The 23,559-nt window shown below is 69.7% G+C and carries 21 protein-coding genes and 1 pseudogene; 13 read left to right on the forward strand and 9 right to left on the reverse strand.

Annotation, left to right across the window (positions count from 1 at the left end; genetic code table 11):
- A partial coding sequence (locus tag DN069_RS39525) for a hypothetical protein (protein ID WP_133260050.1) occupies nt 1-184 on the reverse strand: 184 nt, incomplete at its 3' end.
- Between the two features lie 15 nt (nt 185-199).
- Here DN069_RS39525 and DN069_RS27360 point away from each other — a divergent pair.
- Nucleotides 200-1,438 (forward strand): MFS transporter, encoded by a 1,239-nt coding sequence (locus tag DN069_RS27360; protein WP_111505352.1) that lies wholly within the window; start codon nt 200-202, stop codon nt 1,436-1,438.
- A gap of 50 nt (nt 1,439-1,488) precedes the next feature.
- Here the strand turns inward: DN069_RS27360 and DN069_RS27365 are convergent.
- Nucleotides 1,489-1,722: pseudogene (locus tag DN069_RS27365) on the reverse strand (IS110 family transposase); the annotation flags it as partial.
- 703 nt (nt 1,723-2,425) lie between these two features.
- On the opposite strand from DN069_RS27365, the gene DN069_RS27370 reads away from it, so the two are divergent.
- A complete protein-coding gene (locus DN069_RS27370) occupies nt 2,426-3,721 on the forward strand; it encodes an NAD(P)/FAD-dependent oxidoreductase (protein WP_207892277.1) in 1,296 nt (431 codons plus the stop codon).
- A gap of 579 nt (nt 3,722-4,300) precedes the next feature.
- Entirely contained in the window at nt 4,301-4,951 is a 651-nt protein-coding gene (locus DN069_RS27375; RefSeq protein ID WP_111505354.1) for a response regulator transcription factor, read from the forward strand.
- Between the two features lies 1 nt (nt 4,952).
- Here the strand turns inward: DN069_RS27375 and DN069_RS27380 are convergent, their stop codons facing one another.
- The gene (locus DN069_RS27380; RefSeq protein ID WP_243639797.1) at nt 4,953-5,561 is read right to left on the reverse strand and encodes a TetR-type transcription factor C-terminal domain-containing protein; all 609 of its coding nucleotides are present in this window, start codon (nt 5,559-5,561) and stop codon (nt 4,953-4,955) included.
- Between the two features lie 166 nt (nt 5,562-5,727).
- Here DN069_RS27380 and DN069_RS27385 point away from each other — a divergent pair, with 166 nt between their 5' ends.
- The 6 genes from DN069_RS27385 to DN069_RS27410 are packed head-to-tail and all read left to right on the forward strand — an operon-like array spanning nt 5,728 to nt 11,214.
- Complete coding sequence (locus DN069_RS27385; RefSeq protein ID WP_111505358.1) at nt 5,728-6,945, forward strand: acetyl-CoA C-acetyltransferase; 1,218 nt, start codon at nt 5,728-5,730, stop codon at nt 6,943-6,945.
- A complete protein-coding gene (locus DN069_RS27390) occupies nt 6,942-7,697 on the forward strand; it encodes an SDR family oxidoreductase (protein WP_111505360.1) in 756 nt (251 codons plus the stop codon). Before DN069_RS27385 ends, DN069_RS27390 begins: the two co-directional genes overlap by 4 nt.
- Nucleotides 7,698-7,740: 43 nt before the next feature.
- Nucleotides 7,741-8,502 (forward strand): SDR family oxidoreductase, encoded by a 762-nt coding sequence (locus tag DN069_RS27395; RefSeq protein ID WP_207892278.1) that lies wholly within the window; start codon nt 7,741-7,743, stop codon nt 8,500-8,502.
- On the forward strand, nt 8,499-8,951 hold the full coding sequence (locus DN069_RS27400; RefSeq protein ID WP_111505362.1) for a MaoC family dehydratase: 453 nt from the start codon (nt 8,499-8,501) through the stop codon (nt 8,949-8,951). The genes DN069_RS27395 and DN069_RS27400 overlap by 4 nt, the downstream gene beginning before the upstream one ends.
- Nucleotides 8,951-9,982 (forward strand): phosphotransferase family protein, encoded by a 1,032-nt coding sequence (locus DN069_RS27405; protein WP_111505364.1) that lies wholly within the window; start codon nt 8,951-8,953, stop codon nt 9,980-9,982. The genes DN069_RS27400 and DN069_RS27405 overlap by 1 nt, the downstream gene beginning before the upstream one ends.
- Complete coding sequence (locus DN069_RS27410; RefSeq protein ID WP_111505366.1) at nt 9,982-11,214, forward strand: acyl-CoA dehydrogenase family protein; 1,233 nt, start codon at nt 9,982-9,984, stop codon at nt 11,212-11,214. The genes DN069_RS27405 and DN069_RS27410 overlap by 1 nt, the downstream gene beginning before the upstream one ends.
- Before the next feature lie 65 nt (nt 11,215-11,279).
- Here the strand turns inward: DN069_RS27410 and DN069_RS27415 are convergent, their stop codons facing one another.
- Together DN069_RS27415 and DN069_RS27420 are read right to left on the reverse strand one after the other, a co-directional pair.
- Nucleotides 11,280-11,687: a RidA family protein gene (locus DN069_RS27415; RefSeq protein ID WP_111505368.1), complete on the reverse strand. Its 408-nt coding sequence runs from the start codon at nt 11,685-11,687 to the stop codon at nt 11,280-11,282.
- A gap of 79 nt (nt 11,688-11,766) precedes the next feature.
- Nucleotides 11,767-12,165, reverse strand: coding sequence for an acyl-CoA thioesterase (locus DN069_RS27420; protein ID WP_165845654.1), 399 nt, complete (start codon nt 12,163-12,165; stop codon nt 11,767-11,769).
- Nucleotides 12,166-12,336: 171 nt separating this feature from the next.
- On the opposite strand from DN069_RS27420, the gene DN069_RS27425 reads away from it, so the two are divergent.
- The 4 genes from DN069_RS27425 to DN069_RS27440 all read left to right on the forward strand — a co-directional run bounded on the left by DN069_RS27425 (nt 12,337) and on the right by DN069_RS27440 (nt 17,598).
- Nucleotides 12,337-13,524, forward strand: coding sequence for an acyl-CoA dehydrogenase family protein (locus tag DN069_RS27425; RefSeq protein ID WP_111505372.1), 1,188 nt, complete (start codon nt 12,337-12,339; stop codon nt 13,522-13,524).
- The gene (locus DN069_RS27430; RefSeq protein WP_111505374.1) at nt 13,521-14,603 is read left to right on the forward strand and encodes an acyl-CoA dehydrogenase family protein; all 1,083 of its coding nucleotides are present in this window, start codon (nt 13,521-13,523) and stop codon (nt 14,601-14,603) included. Before DN069_RS27425 ends, DN069_RS27430 begins: the two co-directional genes overlap by 4 nt.
- A gap of 231 nt (nt 14,604-14,834) precedes the next feature.
- A complete protein-coding gene (locus DN069_RS27435) occupies nt 14,835-16,058 on the forward strand; it encodes a saccharopine dehydrogenase family protein (protein WP_133260051.1) in 1,224 nt (407 codons plus the stop codon).
- Between the two features lie 172 nt (nt 16,059-16,230).
- On the forward strand, nt 16,231-17,598 hold the full coding sequence (locus DN069_RS27440) for a flavin monoamine oxidase family protein (protein ID WP_111505500.1): 1,368 nt from the start codon (nt 16,231-16,233) through the stop codon (nt 17,596-17,598).
- 76 nt (nt 17,599-17,674) lie between these two features.
- On the opposite strand, the gene DN069_RS27445 is transcribed toward DN069_RS27440, so the two are convergent.
- From DN069_RS27445 to DN069_RS27460, 4 genes are all read right to left on the reverse strand, one after another.
- Complete coding sequence (locus DN069_RS27445) at nt 17,675-18,874, reverse strand: saccharopine dehydrogenase family protein (RefSeq protein WP_111505378.1); 1,200 nt, start codon at nt 18,872-18,874, stop codon at nt 17,675-17,677.
- Nucleotides 18,875-18,946: 72 nt separating this feature from the next.
- Nucleotides 18,947-21,226 (reverse strand): LuxR C-terminal-related transcriptional regulator, encoded by a 2,280-nt coding sequence (locus tag DN069_RS27450; RefSeq protein ID WP_207892279.1) that lies wholly within the window; start codon nt 21,224-21,226, stop codon nt 18,947-18,949.
- A 169-nt stretch (nt 21,227-21,395) separates the two neighbouring features.
- Nucleotides 21,396-22,508 (reverse strand): NDMA-dependent alcohol dehydrogenase, encoded by a 1,113-nt coding sequence (locus DN069_RS27455; RefSeq protein WP_111505382.1) that lies wholly within the window; start codon nt 22,506-22,508, stop codon nt 21,396-21,398.
- A 25-nt stretch (nt 22,509-22,533) separates the two neighbouring features.
- Complete coding sequence (locus DN069_RS27460) at nt 22,534-23,433, reverse strand: NAD(P)-dependent oxidoreductase (RefSeq protein ID WP_111505384.1); 900 nt, start codon at nt 23,431-23,433, stop codon at nt 22,534-22,536.
- Nucleotides 23,434-23,559: the final 126 nt, after the last annotated feature.

Consider the following 23,559-nt stretch of genomic DNA (forward strand, 5'->3'; position numbering starts at 1 on the left):
ACTGGGAGCTGGACACCTGTGCGGGGGTCAGCCCGGGCTCGTTCGGATCCCAGCCGGTGCGCAGCGTGTCCTGGGAGATCGTGAACTCGTTGGTGCCGGCAGGCGTCGACGCCCCGACACCCACCGCGCCGAGCGCCACACTCGTCGTCAGACCAGCTAGCAGGCAAGCGGCCTTCTGTCTCATCACCATGATCGGACGATGCCGCGGCCCACCCCGTCCACCCCGCCACCGACGCACGACAGCGACCAGGTGACCGCACCCACCATGAGCCGCGGGCTGACGCTGCTGTTCGCGATCGCCGGCGGCACCGCGGTCGCCAACCTCTACTGGGCCCAGCCGCTGCTCGACTTCATCGCCCACGACCTGCACGCCTCCACCACAGCAGCAGGCTGGCTCGTGACAGCGACACAGATCGGCTACGCGGCAGGCGCACTGCTGCTGGTGCCGCTCGGCGACATCCTCGACCGCCGCCGCCTCATCCCGCTCCTGATGCTCTGCGCGGCCGCCGCCCTCGCCGGATGCGCACTCGCCCCGACCATGGGCGTCCTACTGGTCGCCGTCACCCTCCTCGGCCTGGCCACCGTCTCCGGCCAACTGCTCACCCCACTCGCCGGAGACCTCGCCGACGACACCAACCGCGGCCAAGTCGTCGGCACCGTCGTCGCCGGACTCCTCATCGGCATCCTCACCTCCCGCACCATCAGCGGACTCATCGCCGACGCCGCCGGATGGCGCACCGTCTACATCGTCGCCGCAGCCGCGGCCGTCGCCTTCGCAGCCCTGCTGCGCCGCGCGATCCCCGCTCTGCCGGCGAAGGCCCACCTGCCCTACCCGCAACTGCTGCTCTCGGTCTGGCACGTCATCCGCCAGGAGCGCACCGTGCGCTGGACCCTGGTGCTCGGCGCCACCGCCTTCGGCGTCTTCACCATGTTCTGGACCGCCCTGACCTTCCTCCTCAGCGCTCCCCCCTTCTCCTACCCGGTCTCCGTCATCGGCCTGTTCGGCCTCGCCGGCCTCGCAGGGGCCCTCGCCGCGCAGAAGGCTGGCCGGCTTCACGACCGCGGCTGGTCCCTGCCTGCCACCGGATGGGGCTGGGCCGCTGTGGCGGGCTCCTTCGGTCTCGCGGCCCTCGCCGGCCACTTTGTCGCGCTGATCCTCGTGGCCATCGTGCTGCTCGACATCGCCGTGCAGGGCGTCAACATCCTCAACCAGACCCGCCTGTTCGCGGTCGCCCCGCAGGCCCGCAGCCGCCTCAACACCGCCTTCGTCACCTGCAACTTCATCGGCGGCGCGATCGGCTCCGCCGCCGCCTCCGTCCTGTGGTCGGCCGGAGGCTGGGCCGCCGTCTGCCTCACCGGAGCAACCCTCGCCTGCGCGGCCCTTCTCCTGTGGGCGGTCGGCCGCCGCAGACCGCTGATCACCGAGCCAGGCCACTGACGCCCCGGCACCCACCGAGACCACCGCACCCCAGGAGTTCAATGACTGAGTCAAGCCGCTTGCGCGACCGGTGGATCGGGGGTGAAGACCCGGTTGTCGCGCAGCAGGGCCCGCAGGACGTCGGCTCTGCGGCGGGCCAGGGCGATCAGTGCTTGGACGTGCTTGCAGCCCTCGCCCCGCTTCTTGAGGTAGAAGTCCCGGTTGGGGCCGTCCTTGATGATGCTGGTCTGCGCTGACCTGGGGAAATGCAGGCGGCGGACGAGTCGGCCTGTACGTACCGAACGGCCCCGAAGAGGAAGCCGAGTTCGACGCGCTCCACGACCAGATCACCACCCGGCTCGCTCAGATTCTGCATTCACTCACCGCCGAGGACTGAGTCCACATTGCCGCGGTCCGCCGCATAGCGGACCGCGGCAACGCCGGATCACAAGTCCAGCGTCCACTCAGAGCAAGCGATGTCGATGAGGCCCGTACGGCCAGCAGGCCCACAAGTGGCTGCCGTTACGGGTGCGAAGGCGGAGCAGTTGTCCTTGCTTGGCACTGAGGGCATCAAGCCGGACGCGCATGCCGCTGTTCAGCTCTCGTTGCTGCAGCCGGTTCCCGTGCGGCTGCCTGCGGAGCTGTGGCGCTCCTGGCTCGCCAGCCCGGCAGTCGTGGAGCGCTTCGAGGCCAAGCGGTACAACCGGCGGGACGAGCAGTACTGGCCTGGCTCGGCGCGAATCCTGGTCGCGGGCGGGCGGTCGCCGTCGACCAGAGGCCTGGTGCAGGGGGCGTCGCCGACATGCCTGGAGGGGATTGCGTTGCGGTCCATCCCCCACCCGGGCGCGGCATCGGACGGAATGTGTCGGGCGCTCGGCGGGCTGCCTAACGTCGGTCTGGCCTGCGCAGGTGCTTGCAGCCGTTCCGCGGCCTGCCGAACTGCGCGAGTTTGGCGAACTGTGTGGGCGATCGAGCCCCTGAACTGGTGCAGCGCAACGGGAGGATTTCATGACGTCAGCGTCGATGACCTATCTGCGGGGGACCGGATGGGTTGACTGGCCGACCACGTTCGAGCCCCCGCTCGCGGGAAAGGTGTCCTGCGAGGTCGCGGTGATCGGTGGCGGGCTCGGCGGGATGCTGGCGGCGCTGAGGCTGGCCGAGCTGGGCCGTGACGTCGTACTGGTCGAGGCAGACCGGTGCGGCCGGGCGGCAAGCGCGCGCAATGCCGGGTACCTGACGAACACCTTGGGCAGTGATCCCCGAATCCTCAACCGCTTCTATGCCGACCGCGTTCGTGGCTTGCACCGCTTCGCCAACAACGCGGTGGGATTCACCGAGGAGCTGATCGCGAGTCGCGGCATCTACTGCGGGTATCTGCCGACCGGCAACATTGGGGCCGCGCCCACCGCAGCCGCCTTCGAGCGCATGCGGAAGACCACCACGTCGGGCAAACGGTCGACCGTGGGCGATGCCGAATGTCTGGGGATTCCGCCGGCCTTCCACGGCGGGATTCACATCAAGTGCGGCGGCATTCTGAATCCCGGCGAGCTCGCCCTGGGTGTGCGGGATCTGGTTCGCACCTCGTCTGTGCGAGTGTTCGAAGACAGTCCAGTGCTCGGGGTCGCCGACGTCGGCGACTCGGTTCGGATCGAGCTCGCCGGCGGCCGCATCACGGCCGGCCAGGCGATACTCACGACCAACGCCTTCACCCGTGAGCTGAACGTCGCGCCCCGCCGCCTTTCCACCCCGGTCTGGGTCACCGCCGTCGAGACCGAACCGGTTCCCGCCGAGCGGCTCGATGCCGCGGGCTGGACGAGCCGTACTCCGATCACGACCAACCATTTCGTGATGCAGAGCTTCCGGACGACGGACCGGGGCACGATCGTGTTCACCACCCGTAGCCTGCAGATGCCGCGACGGTTGTCCGACCGCCTACCCGATCAGTCGGTTGTTGCCGACCTGGTGCGGGGTTTCCGCGAGCGCTTTCACACGTTGACGGACGTCGCTCCGGCCCGCGCCTGGGGAGGGTGGATCGGTATCACTCCGTCGAACATGGCGGTCGTGGGACAGGCAACTCCTCGCGTCTACTACTCGATGGCCTGCAACGGGCACGGCCTGCCGCAGGCGCCGTATCTCGGGAGTCTTCTCGCCGATTACATGAGTGGCGAGGGAATGCACGACGACTTGTCCGCGGTGTGGCGCACCTCGCGCCGGTTCGCGCCTGGCATCGTCAACCCGGTGACGCTCCGTCTGGGGTGGGCCGCTGACCGGCTCGGTGACAGCCTGGACCGACTCCGACGGTGAGCTTTGGCAGGGGGCTTGCCATCCTTGTGGGGCCTGCCGGTGCACGTACGTACACTGCACCGGCGAGACCGGGTGTGATGAGAGCCTTGCTGCCAGCCCGGAGGGACGTAACCGCTACTCGCCCTTTCGGGTTTCACGCGTGTCCGGTGGTTCTCGTGCTGTGGCGCGTCCTGCCTTCCTTCCGGGGCTACTTTCGGGGCGCCCACCGCCCAGGTGTGATCAATACCCAGGCCATGTCCTGACGATCTTCAGTTGGCTGGTTCTACTGTGCGAGACAGGCCCTTTCTCCGGCAGTGGTGGAACTACCTGTTCCACCACCTGTCTCGTCTTCCCTTTCGATCCACGGGACCGAGCCCCTCGAGCCAGGTGTTGAGGGTCGAGCCCGCGTGCGAACAGGTACCCGCACAGGTAGTTCCCCGGGTGTCCCGAGGCCTGCGGCCGCTCAAGATGTGAAGCACAGGTTACACAGCGTGAAACGCCTGGGGCGTCGCGGACGCCGCTCGTGGGTCACGGGTGGAGGTCGCTCGGTCGCCGACCGGCCGCAATCCAAGCTTTCTTCGAGACGTCGGAGGTGTCGAAATGACACTTGTCGCCACCGAGCGGGTTGCTCCCGCAAACACTTCGGAGGACCGGTGCCAGCTGCAGCGCGTGCTGATTGCGGACGAGCACGAGTTGGTTCAGGCGGGCTTGCGTGCTGTCCTGATGGACGAGCCGTGGGTGGCGTCCTGTCTTGGAGCGGGCTCGGCTGAGCTGGCCTGGCAGGTGGCGCGGCGGCATCAGCCGCAACTCGCCTTGGTGAGTACCTCGTTGGGCGGGCGTTCGGGTCTGGAGCTGTGCCGTGCGTTCAAGGAGCGGATGCCGTACGTCAGGGTTGTGCTGGTGTCGGGGGAGGGGCGGGTGTCCGCGGCGCTGGCTTCGACCCACGGGGCCGTGGCGTCGTTGTCGAAGCAGATGCCGTCGGCGGCGATCGTCTCGGCCCTGAAGCGCGTCGCCGAGGGCGCTCGGGTGTTCCCGAGGGACGAGGTGAACGGCGCGGTACAGCTGTCCAAGCGGGAGTTGGACGTGCTGCAGCACTTGGTCCTGGGCCTCAGTAATCCCGAGGTCGCGGCGCTGCTGAATCTGAGCCGGCACACCGTGAAGCAGCACACGAGCACCGTCTACCGCAAGCTGGGGGTCCGTAACCGGGCCCAGGCGGCGAGCCGGGCTCAGGAGTTGGGGCTCGTCGCCTGATTCAGGCGGTCCGGGCGCCGACGATGCGCAGGGCCATCTCGGCGTAGCGGTCAGCGATGTCCTCGGGGGTCCAGCGGCCCCCGTCGTGGTACCAGCGGGCGATGTCGATGCCCAGTGAGAGCAGCGCCACGGTCGCCATGCTCGGGTCGGGGGTGTCGAAGGCGCCCTCCGCGACGCCGCGCTCGACCAGGCTGCGGATTTCGGCGTCGATGGTGTGGCGGATCTGGCGGATCTCCGCGAGATGCTCGGGGGTGAGCGAGGTCAGCTCGTAGTTCACGATCCGGGCGCTGGTCTGGCCGCGGGCGTGGCTGACGGAGAAGTCGTGGATCACCCGACGCAGGGCGGCGGCCGGGTCGTCTTCGGGTGAGCCGATCGCGTCCTGGACCAGCTGGAGGGTGGCCTCGTGGCCCGCCTTCGAGATGAGGTACAGCAACTCCTCCTTGGACTTGTGGTGCACGTACAGGGCCGCCGGGCTCATCCCCGCGGCGGCGGCGATGTCGCGCGTCGTTGTGCCACGAAAGCCCTTCGCCGCGAAGGCGGTGACGGCCGCCTCCAGCAGGCGGGCGCGTGTGGCATCGGCTCGGGGGATCTCGGACGTCTCGGAGCTCACTCGTTGATTATCCCGGTCGGACCGGGGTTGATCGCCGGAGGGGGAGCGAGGCATCCCCCGGCTGGGCGGTTGTGATTCAGGGCGCATTGACGATCCGGGGCGTGAGCGCCACTCTGCTGGCAGTCAGTAAGCAAGCGCTTAGTAATCTACAAGCCAAGGAGTCGCGATGCCCGAAGCCGTCATCGTCGCCACCGCCCGCTCGCCGATCGGCCGGGCAGGGAAGGGTTCGCTGAAGGAGACGCGGCCCGACGACCTGACCGTGCAGATGGTGCAGGCCGCGCTGGCCAAGGTCCCCGGTCTGGACCCGCGTGAGATCAACGACCTGATCCTGGGCTGCGGCCAGCCCGCAGGGGAGTCGGGCAACAATCTCGGGCGTGCCGTCTCGGTGCTGGCCGGGATGGACCACCTGCCGGGCGTCACCGTCAACCGCTACTGCTCCAGCAGCCTTCAGACCACGCGGATGGCCTTCCACGCCATCAAGGCGGGTGAGGGCGACGCCTTCCTCTCCGCCGGCGTCGAGACGGTCTCCCGCTACTTCAAGGGCAACGCCGACGGCCTGCCCGACACGCAGAACCCGCTGTTCGACGAGGCCCAGGCCCGCACCGCGAAGTTCGCCGAGGGTGGCCAGACGTGGGTCGAACCGCGCACCGACGGCGTGCTGCCGGACCTCTACATCACCATGGGCCAGACAGCGGAGAACGTGGCCCAGTTCGCCGGTATCACCCGCGCCGAGCAGGACGCCTTCGGCGTCCGCAGCCAGAACCTCGCCGAGAAGGCGATCGCCGACGGCTTCTGGGCCCGCGACATCACCCCGGTGATGCTGCCCGACGGCACGGTAATCAGCAAGGACGACGGCCCGCGCGCAGGCGTCACGCTGGAGGCGGTCGAGGGGCTCAAGCCCGTCTTCCGTCCCGATGGCACCGTCACGGCAGGCAACTGCTGCGCGCTGAACGACGGTGCGGCGGCACTGGTCATCATGTCGGACACCAAGGCGAAGCAGCTCGGCCTGACCCCGCTGGCGCGCATCGTCGCCACCGGCGTTTCCGGCCTGTCGCCCGAGATCATGGGCCTCGGCCCGGTCGACGCCTCCCGCGAGGCGCTGAAGCGGGCGGGGCTGACCATCTCGGACATCGACCTGGTCGAGATCAACGAGGCGTTCGCGGTCCAGGTGATCGGCTCCGCACGGGAGCTCGGCATCCCGGAGGAGAAGCTCAACGTCAATGGCGGCGCGATCGCCGTCGGTCACCCCTTCGGCATGACCGGCGCGCGGATCACCAGCACGCTGATCAACTCTCTGCAGTGGCACGACAAGCAGTTCGGCCTGGAGACCATGTGCGTCGGCGGCGGCCAGGGCATGGCGATGGTGATCGAGAGGCTGTCGTGAGTAATCGTTTTGCGGGCAGGACCGCGATCGTCACCGGCGCTAGCCGGGGGATCGGCCTGGGCATCGCCGAGCGGCTCGTCGCGGACGGCGCGAAGGTCGTCATTTCCGCCCGCACCAAGGACGCCCTCGATGCGGCCGTCGAGCACCTGGGTGGTGCCGAGCACGCGCTGGGAGTCGCGGGCAAGGCGAACGACGTCGAGCACCAGGCCGACACCGTACGCCAGGCGATGGAGACCTTCGGCAGCGTCGACTTCCTGGTCAACAACGCCGGTATCAACCCGACCTATGGTCCTGCGGTCGAGATGGACCTGAACGCGGCGCGCAAGACCGTCGAGGTCAACTGCATTGCCGCGTTGTCGTGGGTGCAGCACGTGCACCGGGCGTGGATGGGGGAGCACGGCGGCGCGATCGTCAACGTCTCCTCGCTCTCCTCGGTGCGCACGGCGCCGGGGATCGGCTTCTACGGCGCGACCAAGGCGATGCTGAACTCGCTCACCGACCTGCTCGCCGTCGAGCTCGGCCCCGACATCCGGGTCAACGGCGTAGCGCCGGCCGTGGTGAAGACCAAGTTCGCCGCCAAGCTCTACGAGGGCCGCGAGGAGGAGGCGGTCCGTGCCTACCCGCTGAAGCGGCTCGGCGAGCCGGAGGACATCGGCAGCGTCGTCGCCTTCCTGCTCTCCGAGGACGCGGCCTGGCTGACCGGCCAGACCGTGCTCATCGACGGCGGCGTGAGCCTGACCGCCCAGGGCTAGCACGCCGAATCCGAGACTCGACCCCACTGACAGGAGCAACCGCATGACCATCTCCACCCCCCGCGTCGCGATCGTGACCGGCGCCGCGCGCGGCATCGGTGCGGGCGTCGCCAAGCGCCTCGCCGTCGACGGCCTCGCCGTCGCCGTCCTGGACCTCGACGAGGCGTCCTGCAAGCCCGTCGTCGAGGAGATCGAGGCAGCCGGCGGCCGGGCTCTCGCCGTCGGTGTCGACGTCTCCGACGAGGCCGCCGTGCACGCCGCGGTCGAGCGGATCGCCGCCGAGCTGGGCGAGCCGACCGTGCTGGTCAACAACGCCGGCATCATCCGCGACAACATGCTGTTCAAGATGACCGTCGCCGACTGGGACGCCGTGATGAACGTGCACCTGCGTGGCGCGTTCCTGATGTCCCGGGCCGTCCAGGGCTACATGACCAAGGCCGGCTTCGGCCGCATCATCAACCTCTCTTCGACCTCGGCGCTGGGCAACCGCGGCCAGGCCAACTACGCGGCCGCCAAGGCTGGCGTCCAGGGCTTCACCAAGACGCTGGCCCTGGAACTCGGCAAGTTCGGCGTTACCGTCAACGCGATCGCGCCGGGCTTCATAGAGACCGAGATGACCGCCGCGACCGCCGCGCGCATGGGCGTCGACTTCGAGGACTTCAAGGCCTACGCGGCCAAGGACATCCCCGTCGCCCGCACCGGCACCCCCGCGGACATCGCGAACGCGGCGTCGTTCTTCGCCGGTGAGGCGGCGGGCTTCGTCTCCGGACAGGTCCTGTACGTGGCGGGAGGGCCGAAGGCGTGAAGGTCTTCCACAGCATCGCTGAGCTGGAGCAGGCCGTCGGCACCCACCTTGGGTACTCCGACTGGCACACCGTCACCCAGCAACAGATTGACACCTTCGCGGAAGCGACCGGGGACCACCAGTGGATCCACGTCGACTCCGCACGGGCCGAGAAAGGGCCGTTCGGCACGACGATCGCGCACGGCTACCTGACCCTGAGCCTCGTGCCGATGCTCAGCTGGCAGGTCTACACCGTCGAGGGCATCCGGATGGGCGTCAACTACGGTGCCAACAAGGTCCGTTTCCCCTCGCCGGTGCCGGTCGACTCCAAGATCCGGGCCGGCGTCGAGATCGTATCGGTCACCCCCGGTGGCGGCGGCTACCAGGTCGTCGCCCGGGTGACCGTCGAGCGAGAGGGCGGCGACAAGCCGGCCTGCGTGGCTGACACCGTCAGCGTGCTGGTGCCGTGATGGGCGGGTCGCAGGAGTCTCCTCCGGGGGTGGACCTGGAGCGGCTGGGCGCCTGGCTGGCAGCCGAGGTGCCCAGGGCGGGAAGTCGGCTCTCCGCGAGACTGCTCACGGGCGGCAAGTCCAATCTCACCTATGAGGTCACCGACGGCGTCGAGACGTGGATCGTCCGCCGGCCGCCGCTCGGTCACGTGCTCGCCACCGCACACGACATGGCCCGGGAGTACCGGGTCATGTCGGCGCTCCACGCCACCGACGTGCCTGTCCCGAGGACGTACGCGTTCTGCGCCGACCCCGACGTCCTGGGCGCGGCATTCTACGTCATGGAACGAATCGACGGCCGCCCGTACCGGTACGCCGCCGAACTCGCCCCGCTCGGACCGGAGCGCACCCGGGCCCTCTCTGAGGGCCTGGTCGACACTCTCGCCGCGTTGCACGCCGTGGATCCGGCGGCGGTGGGGCTGGGTGACTTCGGGCGGGTCGAGGGTTTCCTGGGCCGTCAGGTAAGCCGGTGGAAGAAGCAACTGGACGCCTCCTGGACCCGCGATCTGCCCGCGGCGGACGAGCTGTATGCCCGTCTCACCGCGGAGGTCCCCACCGAGTCGGCGGCGGGCATCGTCCACGGCGACTACCGGCTCGACAACGTGCTCGCCGACGCCCAGGACCGCCCCGCCGCGGTCATCGACTGGGAGATGGCAACTCTCGGCGACCCGCTGACCGACCTCGCCCTGATGGTCGTCTACGGCCGGCTCGGCGCGGTGATGCCGAAGAACTCGGTGGTGGACGTCGCCTGCGCCCCGGGCTTCCTCACCGAGGACGAGCTCGTCGCGCGCTACGCCGCGCACAGCGAGCGCGACCTGTCGCGGTTCGGCTTCTACCTCGGCCTCGCCTCGTTCAAGCTCGCCGCGATCCTCGAAGGCATCCACTACCGCCACCAGAGCGGACAGACGGTCGGAGAGGGGTTCGCCCACATCGGTTCTGTGGTCCACCCGTTGCTGGACGCCGGACTGACCGCACTGAAGGAGCAAGGCTGATGCAGTTCCAGTACGACGCCCGGACCGAGGAGCTCCGAGAGGCGCTGCTCGACTTCATGGGCACCCACGTCCATCCGGCCGAGGCCGCCTTCCACCAACAGTTGGAGCGGCTGGAGAACCCGTGGGCATGGGACTCCGCGCCCGTCATGGGCGAGTTGCGGGCCGAAGCGTGCAGGCGGGGGCTCTGGAACTTGTTCCTACCAGGCGAGGAGGGGGCGGGGCTGACCAACCTGCAGTACGCCGCGTTGGCCGAGATCTCCGGCCGCAGCCTGCACCTCGCCCCGCCGGCCATGAACTGCGCGGCCCCCGACACCGGGAACATGGAGGTGCTGGCGCTCGTCGGCACCGAGCAGCAGAAGAAGCAGTGGCTGGAGCCTCTGCTCGCCGGTGAGATCCGCTCCGCGTTCGCGATGACGGAGCCCGCGGTGGCCTCCTCGGACGCGACCAACATTGAGACCAGCATCGTGCGAGACGGGGACGAGTACGTCCTCAACGGCCGCAAGTGGTGGATCACCGGGGCGATGAACCCCAATGCGAAGATCTTCATCGTGATGGGCAAGACCGATCCCACCGCCGACCGGCACCGCCAGCAGTCCATGATCCTTGTCGAGCGGGACACCCCCGGCTTCGAGATCCACCGCGGCATGACCGTCTACGGGTACGACGACCGCGAGCACGGCGGCCACGCCGAACTGTCCTTCGACAACGTCCGCGTGCCTGCCGCAAACCTGCTCGGCGCGGAGGGCGACGGCTTCGCCATCGCCCAGGCACGCCTCGGGCCGGGCCGCATCCACCACTGCATGCGGGCGATAGGCACGGCTGAGCGCGCGATCGAGCTGCTTTGCGCACGCGCGGACGAGCGGGTCGCCTTCGGCAAGCCGCTCGCCGAGCAGGGCGTGATCCGTGACTGGATCGCCGAGTCCCGGGTCCGCATCGAGCAGTTGCGCCTGCTGGTTCTCAAGACGGCCTGGCTGATGGACACCGTCGGCAACAAGGGCGCGCACGCGGAGATCCAGGCCATCAAGATCGCGACGCCGTCGACCGTGGAGTGGATCCTCGACAAGGCGATCCAGGTGCACGGGGCAGGCGGTCTGTCCCAGGACTTCCCGTTGGCCAGCATGATCGCCGGCATCCGCACCCTCCGCTTCGCCGACGGACCGGACGAGGTCCACAAGAACGCCCTCGCGCGTGTGGAACTGCGCCGCCAGGCGGGCAGCCGAACAAAGCACTGACGCCGCGCCGGTACGCGTCGGGGGCCAACCCGCTGGGTCGGCCCCCGACGCGTACCGGCGCGGCGTCAGTCGGTGACGGCGGTCATCTCGATCTCGACCACACGGCCGGGCTCCGAGAGGCCGGTGATACCGACGAGCGTCATCGCGGTCGTCCGGCCGCCCGCGTCCCGGACCGCGTCGCCCAGGCCGGCGTAGAGGCTCTCGAGGTTCTCGGCCGTCGGGTCCACGACGTACACGGTCATCCGGACCACCTCGCCCGGACTCGCACCGGACGCGGTGATCGCGGCGTAGGCGTTGCTCACGGCCTTGTAGCCCTGGGCCTTGTAGTCCGTGGCGTCACCCACGGGCTTCTCGTCCGGGGCGATGGCCACCTGGCCCGAAGCGAAGACGAGCTTGCTGCCGGTGGCCACGACGACCTGGGCGTGGCCGTGGGGCGGGGCGATGGTGTCGGGGTTGATCTTCTGAATCGTCATGCCTCACAGGGTCGCCACTGGCGACCCTGTGTTCGCCTGTGACGACGTATCCACTGCCCGTCTGGGGGAGGCACGTTCCCTACAGCGAGGGCGTCGGTTCCAGAAAGCTCTCGAAGAGCGCGCGTTCGGCGGGGGTTATCGGCCGTGAACGACGCTGCTCCATGTCCCAGGTCACGAGTGTGGCGACGGAGCGGGCGCACAAGGCCTCGCGTGTCGTCAGGCGCTCACTCACGCGCAGGCTGGAGTTGCCGAGACTTTGGACGGCGAGCGACACGGTCACAGGGCCGTCGGCGAGCCGCACCTCGTGCAGGTAGTCGATGTGCTGGCGGGCCAGGACATAGCTCGGGTAGGTGACGCCGAGCGTCGACATGATCCATGCGGCGCGGGTCTCCTCGAACAGCCCTAGATAGGCCGTCGCGGTGAGATGTCCGAGGCCGTCGATCTCGCCGAGCCGCAGTCGGAACTCGCTTTGCCACATCTCTGCGGTGCCCTTCGTGGTTGCAGGTAAATGGGCGCACCGTACGTCTCCGCGACCGTCGCGAGCCGGACGCATGCACCAAAACCGCCCAGGTGGGGGTTGTCTCTTGACGGAGGGCGGGCACCTCCCCGAGAGTGCTAAGCAAGCGCTTAGTTATTGGAAGGCGGCAGGATGACGATCGACGAACAGGGGCTGCGGCGGCGGATCGAGGAGTTCCTTGCCGCGCACGACCCCGCGACCACGGAGCGCCTGGAGTTCCTGCGCGCCCGCTACAACGCCGGCCTGGCATGGGTGCACTTCCCCGAGGGTCACGGCGGTCTCGGCCTGCCGCAGGCCTGGCAGCCCGCCGTCGACGCGCGCTTCGAGGCCGCGGGCGCGCCGGACAACAACAAGAAGGCCAACGGCATCGGCCTCGGCATGGCCGCCCCGACCATCCTGCGCTTCGGCACCGAGGAGCAGAAGCAGCGCTTCCTGCGTCCGCTGTGGACCGGCGAGGAGATCTGGTGCCAGCTGTTCAGCGAGCCCGGCGCGGGCTCCGATCTCGCCGCCCTTGGCACTCGCGCCGTGCGTGAGGCGGCGAGCGGCGACTGGATCGTCAACGGTCAGAAGGTGTGGACATCCGGTGCGCACCTCGCGCAGTTCGCGATCCTGGTCGCCCGCACTGATCCGGACCTGCCCAAGCACCAGGGCATCACCTACTTCCTGGCCGACATGACCGACCCCGGCGTGGACGTCCGCCCGCTGCGGCAGATCACCGGCGAGGCGGAGTTCAACGAGGTCTTCCTCACCGACGTCCGGGTCCCCGACATCCAGCGGCTCGGCGAGGTCGGCCAGGGCTGGGCGGTCGCCAACGCGACGCTCAGCAACGAGCGCGTGGCCATCGGCGGCAGCCCTGTGCGCGAGAACGGCATGATCGGCGTCGTCGCCAAGGCCTGGCGCGACCACCCCGAACTGCGCACCCCCGAACTGCACGACCGACTGCTGCGCCTGTGGGTCGAGGCCGAGGTCTCCCGGCTCACCGGCCAACGCGTCCGGCAGAAGCTCGCCCTCGGCCAGCCCGGCGCCGAAGGTGCCGCCCTGAAGGTCACCTTCGCCCGGATCGCGCAGGAGCTGTCCGGCCTGGAGTTGGAACTGCGCGGCGAGCAGAGCCTGCGCTACTCGGACTGGGCGATGGTCCGCCCCGACCACGTCGACTTCACCGGACGTGACGCGGGCTACCGCTACCTGCGTGCCAAGGGCAACTCGATCGAGGGCGGCACCTCGGAGATCCTGCGCAACATCATGGCCGAGCGCGTGCTGGGCCTCCCGTCCGAGCCCCGCGTCGACAAGGACGTGCCCTGGAAGGACCTGGCCAAGTGAGCGACACGAACCTTCTCTACACCGAGGTCGAGGACGACCTGCGGGCCACGGTCCGCAAGCTCCTGACGGACCGCTGCGACCCGGTCGTCGTCACCGCCCTCTACGACGGCGACCGCTCGCTCGTCGACGGCCTCTGGAAGGCCCTCGCCGCCGAGCTCGGCCTGGCCGGCCTGCTCGTGCCGGAGGACCGTGGTGGAGCGGGCGCCTCCGCCCTGGAAGCCGCCGTGGTCCTGGAGGAGCTGGGCCGCACTGTGGCGCCGGTGCCGTTCCTGACCAGCGCCGTCATCGCGACGCTGGTGCTGCGCGACAGCGACGGCCCGCTGCTCGGCCAACTGGCCTCCGGCGAGAAGACCGCTGCGCTGCTCGTCCCGCTCTCCACCGCGCCGCACGGCGCGCTTCCCACCGTCACTGTCGCCGACGGGCGACTCACCGGAACGGTGACGAGCATCGCCGGGGCGATCGAGGCCGACACGCTCCTCGTCTTCGCCGATGGCGCGGTCTTCTCCGTCGCGGCCGCCGACGCCACGGTCACGCCGGTCGTGTCCCTGGACATGACCAGGCAGCTCGCCGACGTCCGATTGGACGGCATAGCAGGGGAGTTGGTCGTCGCCGACGCCGAGCAGGCCGTCCAGGACGCCCTTGTGGCCGGGGCGGCTCTGCTCGCCTCCGAGCAGGTCGGCCTCGCGCGGTGGTGCCTGGAGGAGACCGTTACGTACCTGAAGGAGCGCAAGCAGTTCGGGCGCGCGGTCGGCGGCTTCCAGGCCATCAAGCACCGCCTCGCCGACCTCGCCATCGGCGTCGAGTCGGCGACCGCCGCCGCCCGCTACGCCGCGGCGACCCTGGCCGCGGGCGACGAGGACGCGGTCGTCGCGAGCAGCGTGGCTCAGGCCTACGTCAGCGACCTCGCGGTGCTCGCGGCCGAGGAGGCCGTCCAGCTGCATGCCGGCATCGGCATGACCTGGGAGCACCCGGCCCACCTCTACCTCAAGCGCGCCAAGGCCGACCAGATCGCCCTCGGAACGGCCGGCGCCCACCGCGCCCGCCTCGCCGGGCTTGTTGACCTGCCCACCCCACAGTGACCGTGTGACGCGAACCAGGTGACCCGTGGGTCCCAGGGGCCTCCTGTCCGCTCGTCGGAGCTCTCCGATCCGAGCGGGACGGGAGGCCTTTCCTTGCTTGTGCCCGCGCGGTCGCCACGGACATCCCCCGCCCGTCCGTTTCTGCTCACCGGGAGCCGTGCCGGACCAGTCGTCACGTCCATGCTGCTTGCCTGGCCGTGATCACGCGCCGATTCAGAAAGGCTGAACAACGTGACAACACATCAGTCCCAGGCCCCTCTCACGGTGGTCATCGTCGGCGGAGCGGGCGCCATGGGGCGCTGGGCCGTCCGCTCGATCGCCAAGCTGGGTTCCGCCGGACGACTCCTCGTCGCCGACATCGATCTGGCGCGCGCGCAGCAGGTCGCCGACGAGGTCGGCGGACCTTGCGTCGCCGTGCGGCTCGACGCGACCGACGAGGCGGCGCTCCGCGCGGTCTTCTCCGACTGCGACGTCGTCCTCAACACGATGGGCCCGTTCTCGCTGTTCGCCCGCCCGATTCTGGAGGCGGCCATCGAATGCGGCTGTGACTACCTGGACATCGACGACGACTGGGAGTCGACGGTCGAGGCCTTCGACTACGACGCCAGGGCACGGGAGAAGGGGTGCCGCGTCGTCAAGGGCATCGGTGGAAGCCCTGGCGTCTCGAACCTCGCCGCGATGCTTGCAGCCAGCCGCCTCGACAGCGTCAGTGAGATCGTCACCGGCTGGTCGATGCGCGGCGCCGTGATCGAGGAGGAGGCGGCTTATCCGGCCGCAGCCGGCTCGGCGGGCGCCGCCGTGGAGCACTGGGTGATCCAGATCAGCGGCACGATCCGTGCCTGGCGCGACGGCGCCGAGCAGGACATCACACCGCTACAGCCCGTCGACCTGGAGTATCCGGGGTTCGGGCCGGTGCGCGCCCACACCGTCGGACATCCGGAAGCACTGACCCTGCCCCGGTACCTCGACGGGCTGACCACCTGTCTGAACGTCACCTCCGGACCGGAGTGGCTGTTCGACCACGCCCGCTCGGTCGCCGCGGACTACCACGCCGGCACCATCACCCTCGCCGAGGGCGCGCGGCGCGTGAACCAACCGCAGCCGCCCGCAGACGCGCGGGGCTCGCGCAACCCGCTGGGGACGGTCTGGGCGCTCGCGCGCGGAGAGCGGGACGGAAAGCCGATGGCGGTCTCCGTCGAGCCGCGAGCGATGCCGCCGGGCAAGATGGGCGGCGGGACCGGCGTGGCTCTCGCCGTAGGCCTGGAACTTCTGCGTCGGGGCCTCATCACGAGGACCGGCGTCCACGCCCCCGAGGGCGTCATCGATCCGAGGGACTTCTTCGCCCTGTACGCCGAGTTCGTCGAGCCTGCGCTGCCCGCAGGCGAGGACGTGCTGCTCGTGCGAGAGCTGCCCGGCGCAGCGGCGCCGGCGCTGCGCGGCCTCGCTGGGCACTGAGCACGTGCACTGAGACCGGACCATCGACCCGCTGGCCTGCGATGAGCAGGAGCAGCGGGTCACGGCTTTTGCGGGGCACTCGGCATTCGGCCGACGAACGGCCTCCCCCAGCCGGGTGCGGTGCCGACGGGCGGAGCGCCCGGACCCGGCTGCCCGGGTGACGATCCGGACCATGGACAGTGATCTGGAACGTGAAGAGCAGTGTGATGTGGTGGTCATCGGCGCCGGCGCTGCCGGGCTCGTCGCCGGGTCGACCCTGGCGGAAGCGACCGATGTGGTGGTCCTCGAGGCGGCACTGCGGCCCGGGGGACGCGTGGAGTCCGTCCGCCACGGTGACTACTGGCTCAACGTCGGTGCTCAGTTCACCGAGGGGGCGGGCCCCCTGTTCGACGTGATGGACCGGTACGGGATCGAGCGGGGCTCGCTCGCGGGCCGCAAGGCCGCGCTCTACCTCAAGGGCCGCATGGTCACCACCGACAGCCCGGCGCTGCTCCTGCTGCGCTCGCGGATGTCACTCGCAGCCAAGGTCGAGCTGGCCCGGGTCGGCCTCCGCATAAGGCGCACCCACGCCCGGATGTTCAGCAAGAACGCCCGCGTTGCCAGTGAGGCACGAGCCCGCCTCGACCAGGAGTCCGGCGCCTGGCTCATGAAGGGTGTGCGCACTGACGAGATGCGCGATCTGTTCCGAGCGTGGTCCGGTCAGTGGATTGGCTGCGACCCGGAGGAGACCGCGGCCACGCAGCTCACCTTCTCCATCGGCACGGCGCTGGAGAAGGCGGCGAAGGTGCCGAACTTCGCCCTGCCGGTCGGTGGCAACCAGAGCTTCACCGACGCCCTTGCGGCCGACCTGGGCGACCGGATCCGGCTCGGCGCCGAGGTCACGTCGGTCACCTGGGGAGACGACCTGGTGACCGTGCAGTATTCCGGCACGAAAGGACCGACCCGTCTCACGGCGCGACGGGCGATCGTGGCCGTCCCTGCTGACCGTGCCCTGGCCATCATGCCGGGCCTCCCCGCGGAGCAGCGGGCGGCGCTGGATGCCATCGAGTACGGCCGTTACGTCCTGGCCGGCGTCTTCACCTCGGAGGAGGGTCCGCAGCGCTGGGACGACTACTTCGGCGTCTCCACGCCGGACCTGTCCTTCCAGATGGTGTTCAACCACGCCGCGGCGCTGCGTGGACAGGGCCCGCGCCGATCGGGAGGCGCCCTGGTGTGCCTGGCCGGAGGAAGCCGTGCCGACGAGCTGAACAAGCTGACGGACGAGGAGATCGAGGCGACGTGCGTCCGCGATCTGCTCGTTCTCTTCCCCGAGCTCGAAGGCAGGATCGAGCGGGTGGTCGTGAAGCGGCAGCCCCGGGTGGTCTCCTACTGGAGGAGCGGGACGCGGAGCACCTCCCAGCAGACTCTGCGCAAACCCCTCGGCCCGATCTGGTTCGCCGGCGACTACCTGGCCGCCCCCTCACTCGCAGCTGCCGCGGAGTCCGGCCATCGCGCCGCGACGAAGCTGCTGCAGAGCCTCGGGGCCGAGGCCGCGCGCTGATCCGGCGGAAAACAACGACGGCGGCTCGGGCAATCCGGGCCGCCGTCACATTCCCGCAAGCGCGGTCGTGGTGGTCTCAGTCGATGAACTCGGACACGACCTCGTAGACCTCCTGGCCCTCGACCGGCGGCTGCGGCGCGTACTGGGCGAGGTCGTGGAAGAAGATCTTCGGGTCGATCGCACCCTCGGGGCCGTGGACACCCGGCTTGACCACCTGGCCGCGGGCAGCCATGAGCGCGGCGACGGCCAGCGGGATGCCGGTCATCTCGCCCATGTTGCCCTCGGGCTGGACGGTGGCCTGGGCGCCTACGCGGACCCTCCGATTGTTCTTGGTGCCCTCGGCGACCGCGAAGATGTTGCTCGGCAGGGCGGGCGACGGTCCGGCGTTCCTGCCCGACAGGTTCGGTTGGCGCAGCAGTTCCTCGGAGGCCTGGCGGACGTCGAGCTCGCCGGCGCGAACGCGCTGCGCGATGGCGGCGATCGCGTCCATCAGCCCGCGGCGGGCACTCATCACGTTGAGGGACTCACGGACCTCGGGGCGGACCCGCGGCAGCGTCAGCGGTTCCGGGTGGCCGCAGACCCAGACCGGGTCGGTGCCGACGCCGGGGTAGGTCAGCGTGGTCTCCTCGAGGCCGTAGCCGTCGATGAGTCCGCCGTCGCGCCAGAACTTGATCGGCTCGGTGCAGTTGTGGACCCAGTGCTCGATGGCGGCGGTCGCGTCGGCGAACTCCTTGCCCTCGGCGGCGCGCGGGAAGTGGGCGGCTGAAGCCCGCCACGAGGTGTAGATCGTGTCGACCGTGTCGCACTCGTCCATCGCCAGCACGGCGAGCAGGTTGCTCGTGCCCGGGCTGGCGCCCATGCCGATGACCGCGGTCACGCCGGCTTCGCGCGCCGCATCGTCGAGCGCGAGCATCTCCAGCGTGGGCTCCCAGTCGTCGCAGATGTCGAGGTAGTCGGTCCCGGTCGCGATGGCCGCGCTGAGTACCTCGCGGCCGAACCGGTAGAACGGACCGGCCGTGTTGAGCACGATGTCGACGTCGGTCAGCGCGTCGGTCAGGGCGTCGGCGTCGGAGATGTCGAGGGTGAGCGGCGTGGCCTTGGGGCCGAGCTCGCCAGCGAGCTTCGTCGCCTTCTCCTGGTCGCGATCGGCGACGAGCACCTCCTCGACCTCGTCCGCCTTGGCCAGGACGCGGCACGCGTACGCGCCCATCTCGCCGGCGCCGCCGGTCACAAGGATCCGCTTGCGCGCGTTGTGCTTGGTCGATGCGTTCGTCATGGGTGCATCGTGGATCTCGTGGCGCCTGTTGGGCGGGTTCCCCCGCGCACCCTGCCCACGTGGGGGAAGGCGCTACTCACGAGCCTGCCCGGTGGGTTGCTGCATGACCCAGTGCGCGATCTGCGTGCGCGTCTTGAAGTCGAGCTTGGTGAGGATGCTCTCCACGTGGCCCTCGGCGGTGCGCAGCGAGATGACCAGCTTCGCGGCGATCTCCTTGTTCGACAGGCCCGCGGCCACGAGTTCGGCGACCTCGCGCTGGCGTCGGGTGAGCAGAGACGCCTGGGCCGGAGCCGCAGGTGCGGGCTGGGCGTGCTCCCGCAGGGCGAGTGCCAGCGTCTCGTCGAGGGCGAGGTGGCGTCCACGCGCGAACGCGGAGTCGAACGCCGCTTCCCCGAGGCGCTTGCATGCGGTCACCTGGAAGTCTCCTGGCGCGGTGATCACGTGCTTGGCTCCGATCGACTGCCTCAGACTGTCCGCTCCGCCCGACAAGGTGGCGGCCCGTTCGTCCTCGCCCTGGGCCGCCGCCGTCCACGCCAGGACCTCGAGTGTGAGCGCCAGGCCCAGGGTGTCGTGGAACTCCCGTTTCATTGCGAGGGACTCGCACAGGTCGGCTTCGGCCTGGTCGAGATCGCCGCGGATCAGGGCCAGGAATCCGCGTCCCCACAGGGCGTAGGAAAGGTTCCAACGGTCACCGTTGACGCCGCACAGTTCGTACAGCTCGTCGACGAGGTTCGTGGCTTTGTCGAAGTCCCCGAGCAGGATGTAGGCGTTGGCCAGTTCGATCCGGAGGCTGTCCGGGTACTGCGGCGTCACTCCGGTCTCGGAGTACTGCTCAAGAGCCTCGGTGAACAGCGGAATCGCGCTGGCCGGGTCGTCGCTCAGTGACTGGCGCATGCCGAGGACATGGGTGGCGTAGGCCAGTGCCGCCGGGTCGTCGAGCCGGACTGCGAGGTCGCGGGCCACCTCGGGCAGAACGGTGACCGCATGCTCGTCGCCCTGGAAGATGGCGATGTACGCGGCGGTGGCGAGGGCCCAGGCCCGTTCGTGACTCGGTTCTTCGTCGAGGGCCAGGAGGCGGTCGAGCCAGAGCCGGCCCTCCGCGATGTACTCCGTCGCGCCCCAGAACCACGGCACGGCGGCCATCCGCAGCCCGACGCGTGCCTCACCAGACTCGGAGAGGCAGTACTCCAGGGCCCGGCGCAGGTTGGCGTGCTCCAGTTCCAGCCTGTCGGCCCACTGCTGCTGCCGGGGGCCGACCCACTCGTCGCCGGCGGTTTCGATCAGCTGGAGGCACCAGTCGCGGTGGCGCCGGTCCAGTGCCTCCTGGTCGCCGGATTCGGCCAGCCGAGCTTGGCCGTACTCGCGGATGGTCTCGAGCATGCGGAAGCGGCTCCGGCCGCCCTGCGGTTCCGGTACGAAGATCGACTTCTCGACCAGCCCGGTCACTGCGTCGAGAACGGCCCGTTCCGGGAGCGAGTCGTCGGTGCACACCGCCTCCAGCGCGTCCGTGCCGAAGCCGCCGGCGAAGACGGAGGCCCGGGCCCAGAGCGCCTGCTCGGTTGGGGTGCACAGACCGTAGCTCCAGTCGATCATCGCCTGGAGTGTCTGGTGCCGTTCCGGGAGGTTCCGGTTCCCCTCACGCAGCAGGTCGAACCGGTCGTCCAGGCGGTTCACGAGATCGTCCACGGTGAGCGCCCGCAACCGCACTGCCGCGAGCTCGATGGCGAGGGGGATGCCCTCCAGTCGGTGGCAGAGGCGAATGACCGCGGCCTCGTTGTCCGGCGTGAGCGCGAAGCCGGGGACGACGGCCGCCGAACGCTCTGCGAGCAGGGTGACCGAGGGGTACTGGGTTCCCGTCCCGGGCTTGATGGTGGCCTCGGGGTTGGGTACGGGCAGGGGGAGCACCGGGTAGACGTACTCGCCAGCGATCCGCAGGGCCTGCCTGCTGGTCGCCAGGATCCTCAGGTCGGGCGCTGCCCGCAGCAGGCGGTCGGCGAGGTCCGCGACGGCCTCGACCAGGTGCTCGCAGTTGTCCAGGACCAGCAGCATGTGCTGGGTGCGCAGGTGGTCGCACAGGACGCCGACCGGCTCACGGGCCGACTGCTCGCGCATGGCCAGCGCGTCCATCACGGTGAGGGGGAGCAGCGCGGGGTCCGTGAGCGACGCCAGTTCGACCAGACAGACACCGTCCGGAAAGGCACGCCTCACCTCGGCCGCGACCCGGAAGGCCAGCCTGGTCTTCCCGACGCCCCCGATCCCGGTCAAGGTCACCAACCGCGCCTTGGAGGCGAGCTCCCGGACGGCGGCGACGTCCTGTCGACGGCCCACGAAGCTGGTGAGATCCGCGGGCACGGTGGTCAGCGATCTCGCAGATGGTGACGCCATCGGTTCCCTGCGTGTATCGAGGAGGAGAGGTGACCAACGTACCGCTGCAGGTCTATCGGTACCAGGGAGCGGCCCTGCACGGCGATGCGGTGTGGCCGCCCGCTGGGCTGCCACACCGCGTGAGGACCGCGGGTCGTCAGTGCTCGTGGACGACGATGCCGCGGATGTTCTTGCCGTCGACCAGGTCCTTGTAGCCCTGGTTGAGGTCCTCCAACTTGTACCGGGTGGTGACCAGCTCGTCGAGCTTCAGCTTGCCGGCCTGGTAGAGGCCGAGCAGCTTGACGATGTCGTACTGCGGGTTGCAGCTGCCGAAGAGTGATCCCTTGATCGTCTTCTCCCACAGGGTGAGCTCGGCGGCGGGGAGCTGGATGCTGAGCTCCTCCATGTTGCCCAGGCCGGTCACCACGACGGTGCCGCCCTTGCCGATGACGGAGAAGGCGGACTGGATGACGGGCGCCTCGACGTGCCCGACGAGGATCAGGGCCTGGTCGGCGCCCTGTCCGCGGGTTATCTCCCAGACAGCCTCGTGCGCCTCGGTGGCGTCGCCGAAGGCGTGGGTGGCACCGAACTTCAGCGCGGTCTCCCGCTTGAACTCCTGCGGGTCCACGACCACGACGTACTTGGCACCGGCGGCGACGGCCGCCTGCACGGTGTTCATGCCCAGGCCGCCGGCGCCGTAGATCACCGTGGTGTCGCCGGCGCGGACGTTGCCGGTGTTGACGGCGGTGCCCCAGCCCGTCGGGACGCCGCAGCCGACCAGGACCGCGGTCTCGAGCGGGATCGACTCGTCGATCTTGACGACCGAGAACTGGGACACCGTCGCGTACTGGGAGAAGGTGCCCAGCGAGCACATGGCGCCGACGTCCTCGCCGCCGTGGTGGAAGCGGAACGTGCCGTCCACGAGCTGGCCGTCGAGCAGGAACTCGCCGAGGTCGCAGAGGTTCTGATGGCCCGTGGAACAGGAACGGCAGGTGCCGCAGCTGGGGATGAAACTGCACACCACGTGGTCGCCGGGCTTGAACCGGGTGACGCCCGGCCCGATCTCCTCGATAACCCCGGCACCCTCGTGGCCGCCGATGATCGGAAGGCGGGAGGGCAGGTCGCCGCTCGGCAGGTGCAGATCGGAGTGGCACAGCCCGGCGGCGACGTACCGGATCAGGACCTCGCCCTCCTTCGGGCCGTCGAGGTCGAGCTCCAGGATCTCGAAGGGCTGGTTCAGGCCGGTCAAGACGGCGGCTTTGGTCTTCATGCGGGTCTCTTTCCGGTGGTGGGGGTCAGGCGGGTGCGTCGGCGTGAGCGATCTTGGTCTGGGCGTAGAAGCCGAGCTTTCCGAAGCCTGCGGCCTCGGCGGCGTTCAGGTTCTCGACCGCCGCTCCGAGAAGCCGGGCGCGGTGACCAGCAGCCCGCATGGCGGCCAGGGCGGTGCGGGCCCCTTCGGCGTAGACCTCGAGGGTCGCCTGGTCCGTCGCGTGGCTGCCGCTCGCGATCGAGGAGGCGGCCTCCTCGGTGGTGTACTTCAGCGCTTCCAGAGCGCTCTGGGTCGCCATCTGCAGCGCCTTGGCGGAGACGCCCTCGCTCTGGGCGTAGGTGACGGCCTCGACGTACGCAGCCAGGGCGGCGACGTAGAAGCCGCCGATGATCGTGGCGTCGATGACGCTCGCGCCGCGGGGATGGTCGGCCACGTGACGGCAGGCTCCGCCGAGCAGCGTCAGCGTGCGTTCGTGCTCTGCCCAGACGGCCGGCGAGCCGGAGAAGACGATGAACCCTTCAGGCGTCCCGATCTGCTGCGGATAGCACAGGATGGATCCGTCGAGGTACGCAGCCCCCCGCTCGCCGGCCCAGCGCGCTGCCTGCTCGGCCTCGTCGGGTGAGCTGGTTCCGATGTTGACCAGGGCGGTCCCGTTCCATGCGGAGACGGGTTCGAGCGACGCCAGCGTGGTCTCGTACGTCGAGGTGCAGGCGACCACCAGGCGCGAGGACCGCACCGCCTGGTCGACATCCATGACGGGGGTGATGCCGCCGCCGGCGAGCGCCTCGGCACGCTCGGGGGTGCGGTTCCACGCCGCCACCCGCAGGCCGCCGCCCGCGAAGGCCCGCGCCAGCGCGGAGCCCATCAGGCCGCAGCCGATGACGGCGATGTCGTACGTCTTCGGTCGACCGTTGCCTTCGGACACTTGCTACCTCACTTCGTCGTGTGGGTGTGGTGCGTGTCGAACGTGACCGGTCGGCCCCGCCCGTCCGTGGACAGGAAGCGGGGCCTCGGCAGGCCAGTCAGGCCGCGCGGGGGCCGAGGCGGACCG

It is taken from the genome of Streptacidiphilus pinicola (genome assembly GCF_003258295.1).
GTDB lineage: Bacteria > Actinomycetota > Actinomycetes > Streptomycetales > Streptomycetaceae > Streptacidiphilus > Streptacidiphilus pinicola.